This is a genomic window from Candidatus Paceibacterota bacterium (assembly GCA_035404205.1).
Classification (GTDB): Bacteria; Patescibacteriota; Minisyncoccia; order UBA6257; family JAVHQB01; genus JAVHQB01.
In genome coordinates, this window is the sequence record DAONGQ010000010.1 from 1 (window position 1) to 11,638 (window position 11,638).

Below are 11,638 nucleotides of genomic sequence, written 5' to 3' on the forward strand. Positions count from 1 at the left end.
GCACCCCATGCATGCGCGCTAGCCACTACGCTACAGCCCGTAAAAACAAAGCCCTCAAATGGCTTTATTTTGTTTTGGTGTTCTTTTTTATTTTTGTTTGCGCGGCTGCCTTTCTAACAACCGGTTTTTTTGCGGCTACAAATTTAGTAATATCAATTTTCCCTTGGGCGATATCTCGTTTACAGCTAGTACAAACTAGGACGCTTTTATGCCCTTTGACAGAAACAGACTGCAAGTTGGGAAATTTCCTAAATTTCTCTGAAGGATTGTAATGACCGCGCAGAAGATTTCTTTTCCTTTCCATGTGGCTAGTTTTGCCACAAACAACACATGTTCTCATAAAATAATTTCTTAATTAATGGAGTTAGATTAACATATCGATTTAGTTTTTACAAGACGAAAGAAATAGGGTAGAATGATGGAGTGAGATAAAAATCTGCAGCTATTAATTTCAAATTAAATTAAAATTTTCTGTTAGCAGCTAGGATATAAAAATTAGCTAGTCCGTTTAATTTGAAGAATCAATAGTAACAAGTTATATTATTTTTCATGACCTCAATTTTTGCGATTATTATCGAAATCTTTGTTTTTGCTTATTCTATTATTATTCATGAAATTTCTCATGGATATGCCGCTTTAAAAAAGGGTGATAGGACGGCTTGGGCTTCAGGGAGGTTAACCCTGAACCCTCTTTCTCACATTGATCCCATGGGGTCAATCTTGCTACCTTTAACTTTATTCCTTTTGACTCGCGGTCAATTTGTTTTTGGTTGGGCTAAGCCGGTGCCCATTAATCCTTATAATTTTAATAATCCCAAGAAGGATGAAGCCTTCGTTTCTTTGGCTGGACCTCTTAGTAATTTGATTTTGGCTATCTTCCTAGGGACTATTTTGCGTTTTTGGCCCAGTCTAGCAATAGCGGATTTTCTCGGTTTAGCGGTTAGGCTTAATCTTAGCTTGGCTGTTTTTAATCTTCTCCCCATTTATCCACTAGACGGTTCACATATCTTCTTCTATTTCTTTCCTGGCACCGAAGAATTCTTAACTCGTTATGGTTATATAATTCTTCTAATTCTAATGATAGGCGGTTTGAATTTTTTAAGTCCCATTATTGACTTTTTATTCCATCTTGCCACCGGGATTTGAACGCTATTTCATTGACAGAAAGGCATTTTTTTGGTAGATTAATGGCGTTAAGTTTGTCCTAGTAAGCGGTAAAACTGTCCTAGTGACAGTTTTTATCTCGTGTTAATACAAATTTTTAATTAATTTTAATTTTTTTATCGTGCCCACTCTCAGTCAATTAGTTAGAAAAGGCAGAAAGTCTAATGCCAAAAAAAGCAAAACAGTTGCTTTGGCCAAGAATTTTAATGTCCTTAAAAATAGACCGGTGAAAATTGAGTCTCCCTTTAAAAGAGGAGTCTGCCTTAAGGTTTTTACTACTACACCCAAGAAACCAAACTCTGCGCTTAGAAAAGTTGCTAGGGTAAAGCTTTCAAATGGGATGGAAGTGACTGCTTACATTCCTGGTGAAGGACACAACCTCCAAGAGCATTCTGTAGTGTTATTAAGGGGCGGGAGGGTTAAGGATTTACCAGGTGTTCGTTACCATATCGTGAGAGGACTTTATGATACTGCTGGAGTAGATAAACGTCGTCAGCAGAGAAGCAAATATGGTCGCAAGAAGCCTGCCGAGAAGAAATAGTTTTCTCATTTGTAAATTGAAATTTTGTAAATTGCCGATATATGCGTACACCCATTAAACATAACAAGCATTTAGAACCAGACGTCAAATATAATGACGTGGAAGTGTCTAAACTTATCAATTATGTGATGAAAAATGGCGAAAAGAGTATTGCCACCAAGTTAGTTTATGCCGCCTTTGATATCATTAAAGAAGAAACAAAGCAAGATCCTATGGAAGTTTTTAAGCTCGCTATGGCTAATGTGGAGCCTGCCTTAGAAATCAAGACCCAAAGAATCGGAGGCGCTAATTATCAAATTCCTTTTCCTGTTAGACCAGAACGCAAGATTGCTTTGGCTTTTCGTTGGATTTTAGAAGCTAGTAGGAGTAAGAAAGGGCAGCCTATGGCTCAAAAACTAGCGGCTGAAATTATAGCAGCCTCCAAGGAAGAAGGAAATGCTGTGAGAAAAAAGAATGATACCCAAAGAATGGCTGAGGCTAACCGCGCTTTTGCCCACTTTGCTCAATAAGCCCTAAAAACCGCTAGAGCGCTTTTGCTAAACCCTCAGCGGTTTTAATTAGTTTATATCTTAAATTAGTTTATATTTTATATTTGTTTTTATGCCTCGAGAATATCCAATTGAAAAAACTAGAAATATTGGCATTATTGCCCATATTGATGCCGGTAAAACTACTACTACAGAAAGAATCTTATTCTATACTGGTCTTTCTCATAAAATAGGTAACATTGACGATGGTAATACCACTACCGACTGGATGGTACAGGAAAGAGAAAGAGGTATCACCATTACTTCGGCGGCCGTCACCTGCTATTGGACCCCTTCTGATATGCCGAAAGAGCAGGCGAATAAATGTAAAATTAATATCATTGATACTCCGGGACATATTGATTTTACCGCTGAAGTGCAACGTTCCCTTCGTGTCCTTGATGGAGCCGTGGTTGTGTTTGATGGCGTTGCCGGCGTGGAGCCTCAATCCGAAACTGTCTGGCACCAGGCAGATAAATACAACGTCCCTCGTATTTGTTTTATAAACAAGATGGATAGAATGGGCGCCAATTATGTTTTTGATTATAATTCTATTCTGGAACGACTTTCCAAAAAAGCTATTCTTTTTAATTTTCCTATAGGGGCAGAAGATAAACTCGAGGGGGTGATTGATTTGCTTACCATGAAGGCTGTCTATTTTAAAGGAGAGAAAGGTGAGATTATAGAATATGGCGAAATTCCTGCAGAGCTCAAAGCCGATGCCGATAAATGGCGCGCTCGTTTAGTGGAAATGGTGGCTAGCGAAGATGATACCTTGCTTGAGAAATACTTAGATGGTAAAGAAATCAGCGTTGACGAGCTTAAAGTAGCTACTCGTAAAGCCACTATTGCCTGCAAAATTAATCCCGTTTTCTGCGGTTCCTCTTTCAGAAATAAAGGAGTCCAGCCTGTTTTAGACGCAGTCGTGGAATATTTACCCTCTCCTCTAGACTTACCGGCTATTGTTGGATTTGATCCCAAGACTGGAGCTGAATTAAAAAGAGAACCGGATGACAAGGAACCATTTAGCGCCCTTGCTTTCAAAATTGTTACTGACCCTTATGTTGGCACTTTGACTTTTTTTAGAGTTTATTCTGGCTCTTTTCAAAAGGGGAACTATCTTTTGAATGCCAGCAAAGGGGAAAAAGAAAGAATAAGTCGCATTATGCGAATGTACTCGAACGAAAGAATAGAAATGGATGATGTCTATGCTGGAGATATTGCTGCTACAGTGGGCCTGAAAAATACCTTAACTGGAGACACCTTGTGCGACCCCGACCACCCGATTGTCCTGGAAAATATTCCTTTCCCTGAGCCTGTTATTTCCTTAAAGATAGAACCTAAGACTAAGGACGATTCTGTGAAAATGGGTCTGGCGCTGAAAAAATTATCAGATGAAGACCCTACTTTTAAAATTCATACCGATCCCGATACTTTAGAAACTATTATTTCTGGTATGGGGGAGCTGCATCTTGATATTATTGTTGACCGTTTAAGGAGAGAGTTTAACGTTGAAGTTAATACTGGGAAACCTCAAGTAGCCTACAAAGAAGCCATTAAGGGCACTGCTGAAGCTGAGGGTAAGTACATTAAACAATCCGGTGGTAAAGGTCAGTATGGACATGTGTGGCTTAAGATTGAGCCCTTGGCCGACAAAGACTTCGAGTTTATTAATGCTATTAAGGGCGGTGTTATTCCTCAGGAGTTTATCCCCGCGGTTAAGAAAGGTGTTATTGAAACCCTAGACAGGGGCATTTTGGCCGGCTATCCTGTAAAGAATATTCAAGTTACCCTTTATGATGGTTCTTACCATGAAGTAGATTCCTCTGAAATGGCTTTCAAAATTGCCGCTTCTATGGCCTTGCAGGAAGGTTTCAAGAGAGCGCAGCCCATTATTCTTGAACCTATTATGAAGGTAGAAATAATCATTCCCGAGAAATTCTTAGGTGATGTCATTGGCGATATTAACTCTCGCCGCGGGCATATTGACAACATAGGGGATAGGAGCATGATGAAAATCATAGATGCTAAAGTACCCTTATCAGAAATGTTCGGTTATACTACACAATTACGCTCTATGACTGAAGGCCGCGGTTCTAGCAACTTAGAGTTTTCTCATTATGAGGAAGCGCCAAGAAACATTGCCGAAACCATCATCAACGGAAGGGCAGCCATTAGGGCTGAACGTAAAGAAGCCTAGAAAGAGGATAAAAAGTGCTTAAAATTGTCCATTTCTGTTGACAGAGAAGAAATTTTGAGTTAATATACCTAAGCATAGCGTGCAATTTTTTATAGTGAAAAACTAATTATTAATTAACTAATTAATTAAAAAATATTATGGCAGAAAAAGCAAAATACGAAAGAAGCAAGCCGCATTTAAACATCGGCACTATTGGTCATATTGACCATGGGAAAACCACTTTAACCGCTGCTATCATCCACGCCCTTTTCTTAAAGGGTTTGGTTAGTCATGATTCAGCTGTCAACGATATTGATAAGGCTCCCGAAGAAAAGGCTCGTGGAATTACTATTAATATTCACCATTCTGAATACCAAACAGAAAAGAGACATTATGCCCATATTGATGCCCCCGGTCATGCTGATTATATTAAAAATATGATCACTGGCGCTGCCCAGATGGATGGGGCTATTTTGGTTGTTTCTGCTGCCGATGGACCCATGCCCCAAACTCGTGAGCATATATTGCTTGCTCGCCAAGTAGGCGTTCCCTATATTGTGGTCTTCTTAAACAAGGTTGATATGGTTGATGACCCAGAACTTATTGATTTGGTAGAGGCCGAAGTGAGAGAGCTTCTCAACAAATACCAATTTCCTGGTAAAGACATCCCTGTCATTAGGGGCTCTGCTACAGAGGCCTTGAAAGCTACTTCTGCTGACGATCCTCGACTTGAGCCTATCTACAAATTATTAGATACTGTTGATACTTACTTTCCAGAGCCAGTTAGGGATACAGATAAACCCTTCTTACTTCCTATTGAAGATATCTTCACTATTGAAGGTCGGGGTACAGTTGTAACTGGCAGGGTTCAAAGAGGTGCCTTAAAAATCAATGATGAAGTAGAGATGGTGGGTATTCTTCCTACTGTTAAGACTGTCGCCACCGGCATTGAAACTTTCAATAAATCCATGGACGAGGCTGATTGCGGGGATAACGTTGGCGTTCTTTTGAGGGGTATTAAGAAAGAAGATGTAAGGCGTGGTCAAGTTTTAGCCAAACCAGGTTCCATCACACCTCATACTGAATTCGAAGCTAATGTTTTAATTCTTACCAAAGAAGAAGGTGGTCGTCATACTCCTTTCTTTAAGGGTTATAAGCCGCAGTTCTTCTTAGGTACAGCTGATGTTACTGGAGAAGTAATCTTACCAGAAGGTGTAGAAATGGTGATGCCTGGCGATAATATTCTTATGACTGTTCATTTGATTGTTCCTGTCGCCCTTGACGAAACCCAAAGATTTTCTATAAGAGAGGGTGGCAAAACCGTTGGTGCTGGTGTTATCTCTAAGATTATTAAATAGGAGAAAGCTAAACGCTTGGTTTAAAATGCCAAGCGTTTAGTGGTGCTGAGCTTTTTACAAATTAAGTTAACCTAAAGTATCAGTTTAACATGCAAACTTCAAATCAGTCGAAAATCAGGATTCGCATCAGAGCCTATGATCACAAATTAATCGATAGTTCTGCTAAGCAAATTATTGATACTGTCTTACGCAATGGCGGAGAAGTAAGCGGGCCTATTCCCTTACCCACAGAAATTCATCACTATACAGTTAATCGCTCCACTTTTGTAAAGAAGAATGCTCGTGAACAGTTTGAGATTAGAGTACATAAGCGTATCATCGATATTTTAAATGCTAATCCCAAAACCATTGAATCTTTAGGCGACCTTAATTTACCCAGCGGTGTCGATATTGAAATAAAAATGTAATTGTCGTTAGAGAGCGTTGTTTCACATTTAAATATTAGTCTGTCCTCAGACTCATCCCATTTACGGGTTGGAAGTGAGGTACTCATCCGTTAAAATCCGGGTCAGTATCGACCCGGTTTTTAAATGGCAAAAATCTTTTCCCCCTCGTCAATTAACGGGTTAAAATAAGCTTACTTAAATCTTTATGAAATCTGCTCACGAAAAAATTAAATTTATGTTAGGTCGCAAGGTTGGTATGACCCAGATTTTAGTGGACCAGAAAATTATTCCTGTCACCGTTGTGGAAGCCGGTCCTTTAACTGTTACCCAAGTAAAAACTGTAGAAAAGGATGGTTATCAAGGAGTTCAATTCGGTTTTGGCAACAAAAAGCATATTAACAAAGCACAATTAGGACATTTTAAAGACTTGGGCAAGTTTGCTTATCTAAGAGAAGTTTCCTTGGATGAAAATACTACTTTAGAAGGGTTAGAAGAAATGACTGTAGGCAAAACCCTGGATGCCTCTATTTTCAAAAACAATGATTTAGTCAAAGTTACCGGTATTAGCAAGGGACGTGGCTTTCAAGGCGTGGTTAAGCGCCATGGTTTTAAAGGCATTCGTAAAACCCATGGAACCAAACATGGCTGGCGCGCTCCCGGATCTATAGGCTCTACCGATGCGCAGCATGTATTCAAAGGCAGGAAAATGGCTGGACGCATGGGGGCTGATAAGGTTTCCGTTAAAAACCTTAAGGTAGTTAAAATTGAGCCAGAAGAAAACTTGCTTTATATCAAGGGCGCGATTCCTGGAACGAAAGATAGATTGGTATGTATCCTTGGTTCTAATTTAGCTAAATAACGAGTTATTTTTATGGAAAAGACTAAATTATACAATAAAGAGGGAAAAGAAAACGGGTTCATTGAATTGCCAGCTTTTTTTGCTACTCCTTACAATGGAGATTTGATTGCTCAGGTGATGAATGTTTTATCTAACCAAAATCGTAAATTAAGCGCTCATGCCAAGGGGCGCGGAGAAGTTTCCGGTGGTGGCAAAAAACCTTGGAAACAAAAAGGCACCGGTCGTGCTAGACACGGTTCTACTCGTTCTCCTCTTTGGGTAGGGGGTGGTGTTACTTTTGGTCCAGATAAAAAACGCAATTACGATTTGAAAATAAATAAGAAAATGAAGGCCAAGGCTTTGAAATCTGTATTAAGCCAAAAGCTTAAGGACAAAGAAATTATTTTCGTCGATACTTTAGACACAGAGAATTTAAAAACTAAAGTTATTGCTACTTCTGTGGATGCTCTTTTAACTGCTGAAAATTTAAGAAAAACTCTAAGACCGTCCACCTTAGTTGCTTTATCTAAGACAGAAAAGAATATTATTCGTGCCGGTCGTAACATTAAAAATGCTTATTTTGACATTGCTTCCAACCTATCTTTATTGCCGGTCTTAAATCATAAGGTTATTATTTTGACTAAAGCTGGTCTCGAAGACCTCAAAACAGTTCTCAAAGATTAATTCACTACCATGCCTTTATTTAAAAAAAACACTGTCAGTAAAAATTTAAAGGAAGCGAGTAAGAAAACTCCAGTAATTGCGGATCATTCTTTCTCAGTCCTCAAGGGTTTAAGATTGACTGAAAAAGCGACTGCTCTGCAGGGGCAGAATCAATATATTTTTGAAATTAACAAATGCGCTACTAAGGCCGAAATTAAAAAAGCTATCGAAAAAGAATATAAAGTTACCGTGTCTCGCGTTAATACCATTAATTCGCCTGCCAAGCCGAAACATTTCGGCCGGCATGTTCATAAAAAAAATGGTGTGGCTAAAGCCATGGTTACTATTAAAGAGGGGCAGAAAATTGAAACAGGCATCTAGTCACAAGTTAAATCAGTGTAATAAGTATTGGTAATTTAATAATAAATTAAGATATTAAGTATCTATGAAACGCCGCAAGCCATCAACTTTTTCTCAACGCTTCCACGATGTGGTTGATTTTAGCGTTCTGACAGCTTCTAAACCCAAGAAAAGCCTCACTATCGGAAAGCGCAGCACGGCCGGAAGAAATAGCCAAGGGAGATTAACTTCCCGCCATATGGGTGGGGGACATAAAAAACAATATCGCGTGATTAATTTTGCCCAAGAAAAATTAATGATACCGGGTAAAGTTTCTGCTATTGAGTATGATCCTAACCGTTCTTGTTTTATCGCCTTAATTTCTTATAAAGATGGTGCTTGGGGATATGTTTTGGCTCCAGATGGCCTAAAAGTAGGCGAAGAAATAATTTGCGCCGAGAGTGCTCCTTTAAAATTAGGCAATCGTTTGCAACTTAAAAATATTCCTGCTGGACAATTTATTCATAATGTAGAAGTTCGTCCTTTTGAAGGAGGTAAATTAGCCAGAGGGGCGGGCAACTACCTGCAGGTGGTTTCCCAAGAGGATAAGTATACAGATGTTAAAATGCCCTCTGGAGAGATTCGCAAGCTTTTAAATAATTGTTTTGCTTCTATTGGGCAGCTGTCTAATATAGAGCATCAAATGATGCAACTTGGTAAGGCCGGACGTTCTCGCTGGATGGGCATTAGGCCAGAAGTGCGTGGCAAGGTTATGAATGCTAAGGACCACCCTTATGGTGGCGGTGAAGGTCGTAATCAAAGAGGGACTAAGCGTCCCAAGACCAAATGGGGTAAAGTTACCGGTGGCCATAAAACCCGTAGGCCCAATAAATATTCTAACCGGCTCATACTTAGCCGTCGCCCCTCTCGCAAAAAGAATAAATAGTAAAATTTAGTTATTAAAATACAAATTTCTTATGTCTCGTAGCTTAAAAAAGGGTCCTTTCATTCCAGATAGACTATTACAAAAAGTAGCCAAACTAAAGGTGGGGGATAAAACACCCGTAAAAACTTGGTCTCGAGATGCCGTTATCTCTCCCGAAATGGTCGGTTTTGTCATGGGAGTACACAATGGTAGAACTTTCGTAAATGTTGACATTCGCGAAGAGATGGTAGGACACCGCTTGGGAGAATTTTCTCCTACCAAAAAATTCGTCAAGCATGGTGGTAAAATGCAGAGAGAGCTTGAAGCTTCCGCCGCCGCCGCTAACAAGGCTCCTGCTGCTGCCACAACCGCTCCTAAAAAGAAATAATTATTATTAAGACGACTATAGATTTCAAAAATATGGAAGTTATTGCCAAGTTAAACAATCTAAATATTGCCCCTCGAAAGGTCCGTTTAATTACGGCCACTATTAAGGGTCAAAATACAAAAGCAGCTCTCAATACTTTGCAATTTTTACCGAATCGTTCTGCTCGCCCTATTAAAAAACTATTAGAATCAGCCATTGCTAATGCTACTCATAATTTTAATCTTAGCGCTGATAATCTAAAAATTGGTGTTATTAAAGTGGATGGCGGTAGGGTGGGGAAAAAATTCTTCCCCAGAGCTCAGGGGAGCGCGACCACTTTGCTTAGCCGCACTTCTAATATCACTATTGTTTTAAGAGAGATTACACCTGGAGTTAAAGCCGTTGCTGAAGTGGCTGATAAGACTAAAACTACCAAAGCGGCTGGTGAGAAAAAAGGCAATGACAATAAATCATTGACCAAAATGGCTGCGAAACCAATTGCTCAGAATAAAAACTTCAATATCGCTCCCAAGAAAGCAAAGGTTTTTAACCGTAAAGCAATTTAAATTATTCACTCCTATAAGTTTATTTTATTTGTATGGCTCAAAAAATTAATCCACAAGGCTTAAGAATTGGTATCAATAAAAACTGGACATCGCGCTGGTTTGATTGGAATAATTATGCCCAAAACCTGGAGGGAGACTATCTTATTAGAAAACTTATCCTCCAGAAACTCAAGGATAGCAAGATAGAATCTATTGAAATAGAACGCAGTACCCATGCGATAAAAATTACTATTCATTGCGCCCGACCGGGCCTGATTATTGGCCGCGGTGGCACGGGCATTGATACTTTACGGAAGGAAATCGATGAAACTGTCAGAAAATCATATTCTTTATATGCTCATCGCAAGTCGTCTGCTAAGAAAAACTTGTTAGCCGATCTTAAGAAAATACAATACCCCAAAGTGAATCTTAGTATCGAAGAGGTTCCTCAAGTAGAGACTTCGGCAGCCATAGTAGCGCAAAATGTAGCAGAAGAGTTAGAAAGAAGGATTCCTTTTAGAAGAGTGATTAAACAAGCTCTAGCCAAGATAGTGCAACACAAGGAAGTTTTGGGCGCAAAAATTACTGTTAGCGGTCGTTTAAATGGAGCAGAAATTGCTCGCGATGAAACCGTAAAAGAGGGGCGCCTACCATTGAATACGTTAAGGGCCAATATTGATTTTGCTATGGCCAGGGCTCATTGTACTTATGGCACTATCGGTATTAAGGTTTGGATATATAAAGGGGATATTTTTGACAATAAAAAGCAACCAAAAGCTTAAATTCTGAATAAAATTTAGTATGCTTATACCTAAAAAAGTCAAACATAGAAAGTGGAATAAGGGCCGCGCTCGGGGCAGAATTAATGATTCTCGCGGTAATTCTATTTCCTTCGGTACTTATGCTCTAGCAGCTTCTGAGCCTGCTTGGGTGAAAACAAATCAGATAGAATCTGCTCGGAGAGCTATCATCAGGCTCCTAGGCAAGACTGGCAAGCTTTGGATCAGAGTGGTGACTGACAAGCCAGTAACTAAAAAGCCGCCCGAAGTTACTTTGGGTATGGGGAAAGGTAATGTAGAATATTATGTTACGGTTGTTAAACCTGGTCGGATTATTTTTGAACTTGATGGCGTGACAGAGACCACTGCCAGAGAAGCTTTCCGTTTAGCTGCCAGCAAACTACCTATGAAAACTAAATTCATCATTAACAAGTAGTTGTATATATTATGATTAAAAAAGAAGATTTTACTCTTAAAACAGCTACAGAGATCAATGCTCTTTTAGCAGAAAAACGCCAAAAGCTTTATAAAAATTTGCTCGATAAACGTTTAGGTAAATTAAAGAATACTAATGATTTAAGGATTCTCCGCCGCGATATTGCCAGACTGCTCACTGCTTCTAATAACCAACTTAAAAAGTAGCCATTAATTATTTTGTAATTTCATTGTTATTTTATGCCATCACAAGAAATAAAAAAAGCACATAAAGCCTCTCTTCGTACTATTGAGGGGACGATTATCTCCGATAAAATGCAGAAAACAGTCGTAGTTGAAGTCACTACGCTAAAGAAACACCCCTTGTATCGCAAATACATCAAAACGCATAAACATTTTAAAGCAGATAATCCCGACAATCTCTACAAAATAGGCGATCAAGTTGTTTTAGGAGCCGTTAGTAAGCCTATTTCTCATGACAAGCGTTGGTCTGTTATTAAAAAAGTTAATTAGAAAAATTCCTACATTTTTAAATTTAAGTATGATTCAACTAAGAACAATGTTAAAAGTCATCGATAACAGTGGGGCTAAA

At 39.1% G+C, this 11,638-nt stretch carries 17 protein-coding genes; 16 read left to right on the plus strand and 1 reads right to left on the minus strand.

Annotated features, from left to right (window positions below; genetic code table 11):
* Positions 1–64: 64 nt before the first annotated feature.
* Positions 65–304 carry a hypothetical protein gene (locus PK547_02200; GenBank protein HPR91524.1) on the minus strand — a complete coding sequence of 80 codons (240 nt, stop codon included), beginning with the start codon at positions 302–304 and terminating at the stop codon, positions 65–67.
* A gap of 245 nt (positions 305–549) precedes the next feature.
* Between PK547_02200 and PK547_02205 the strand changes: the two genes are divergently transcribed.
* From PK547_02205 to rpsQ, 16 genes are all read left to right on the plus strand, one after another.
* The gene (locus PK547_02205; GenBank protein HPR91525.1) at positions 550–1,146 is read left to right on the plus strand and encodes a site-2 protease family protein; all 597 of its coding nucleotides are present in this window, start codon (positions 550–552) and stop codon (positions 1,144–1,146) included.
* A 139-nt stretch (positions 1,147–1,285) separates the two neighbouring features.
* Entirely contained in the window at positions 1,286–1,705 is a 420-nt protein-coding gene (rpsL, locus tag PK547_02210; protein HPR91526.1) for a 30S ribosomal protein S12, read from the plus strand.
* Positions 1,706–1,746: 41 nt separating this feature from the next.
* Complete coding sequence (gene rpsG / locus PK547_02215; GenBank protein HPR91527.1) at positions 1,747–2,214, plus strand: 30S ribosomal protein S7; 468 nt, start codon at positions 1,747–1,749, stop codon at positions 2,212–2,214.
* 91 nt (positions 2,215–2,305) lie between these two features.
* A complete protein-coding gene (gene fusA / locus PK547_02220; protein ID HPR91528.1) occupies positions 2,306–4,432 on the plus strand; it encodes an elongation factor G in 2,127 nt (708 codons plus the stop codon).
* 137 nt (positions 4,433–4,569) lie between these two features.
* Positions 4,570–5,769 (plus strand): elongation factor Tu, encoded by a 1,200-nt coding sequence (gene tuf, locus PK547_02225; GenBank protein HPR91529.1) that lies wholly within the window; start codon positions 4,570–4,572, stop codon positions 5,767–5,769.
* 89 nt (positions 5,770–5,858) lie between these two features.
* Positions 5,859–6,176 carry a 30S ribosomal protein S10 gene (rpsJ, locus tag PK547_02230; GenBank protein HPR91530.1) on the plus strand — a complete coding sequence of 106 codons (318 nt, stop codon included), beginning with the start codon at positions 5,859–5,861 and terminating at the stop codon, positions 6,174–6,176.
* Between the two features lie 184 nt (positions 6,177–6,360).
* On the plus strand, positions 6,361–7,014 hold the full coding sequence (rplC, locus tag PK547_02235) for a 50S ribosomal protein L3 (protein HPR91531.1): 654 nt from the start codon (positions 6,361–6,363) through the stop codon (positions 7,012–7,014).
* A gap of 12 nt (positions 7,015–7,026) precedes the next feature.
* A complete protein-coding gene (gene rplD / locus PK547_02240; protein HPR91532.1) occupies positions 7,027–7,677 on the plus strand; it encodes a 50S ribosomal protein L4 in 651 nt (216 codons plus the stop codon).
* Positions 7,678–7,686: 9 nt separating this feature from the next.
* Complete coding sequence (rplW, locus tag PK547_02245; protein ID HPR91533.1) at positions 7,687–8,037, plus strand: 50S ribosomal protein L23; 351 nt, start codon at positions 7,687–7,689, stop codon at positions 8,035–8,037.
* Positions 8,038–8,101: 64 nt separating this feature from the next.
* Entirely contained in the window at positions 8,102–8,941 is an 840-nt protein-coding gene (rplB, locus tag PK547_02250; GenBank protein ID HPR91534.1) for a 50S ribosomal protein L2, read from the plus strand.
* A gap of 31 nt (positions 8,942–8,972) precedes the next feature.
* The gene (gene rpsS, locus PK547_02255; protein ID HPR91535.1) at positions 8,973–9,308 is read left to right on the plus strand and encodes a 30S ribosomal protein S19; all 336 of its coding nucleotides are present in this window, start codon (positions 8,973–8,975) and stop codon (positions 9,306–9,308) included.
* Positions 9,309–9,340: 32 nt separating this feature from the next.
* A complete protein-coding gene (rplV, locus tag PK547_02260) occupies positions 9,341–9,853 on the plus strand; it encodes a 50S ribosomal protein L22 (GenBank protein ID HPR91536.1) in 513 nt (170 codons plus the stop codon).
* Between the two features lie 32 nt (positions 9,854–9,885).
* Positions 9,886–10,614 (plus strand): 30S ribosomal protein S3, encoded by a 729-nt coding sequence (rpsC, locus tag PK547_02265; GenBank protein ID HPR91537.1) that lies wholly within the window; start codon positions 9,886–9,888, stop codon positions 10,612–10,614.
* A 19-nt stretch (positions 10,615–10,633) separates the two neighbouring features.
* Positions 10,634–11,047 (plus strand): 50S ribosomal protein L16, encoded by a 414-nt coding sequence (gene rplP, locus PK547_02270; GenBank protein HPR91538.1) that lies wholly within the window; start codon positions 10,634–10,636, stop codon positions 11,045–11,047.
* An 11-nt stretch (positions 11,048–11,058) separates the two neighbouring features.
* Positions 11,059–11,253 carry a 50S ribosomal protein L29 gene (gene rpmC / locus PK547_02275; protein ID HPR91539.1) on the plus strand — a complete coding sequence of 65 codons (195 nt, stop codon included), beginning with the start codon at positions 11,059–11,061 and terminating at the stop codon, positions 11,251–11,253.
* Positions 11,254–11,286: 33 nt separating this feature from the next.
* A complete protein-coding gene (gene rpsQ, locus PK547_02280; GenBank protein ID HPR91540.1) occupies positions 11,287–11,559 on the plus strand; it encodes a 30S ribosomal protein S17 in 273 nt (90 codons plus the stop codon).
* The last annotated feature ends 79 nt before the right edge of the window (positions 11,560–11,638 follow it).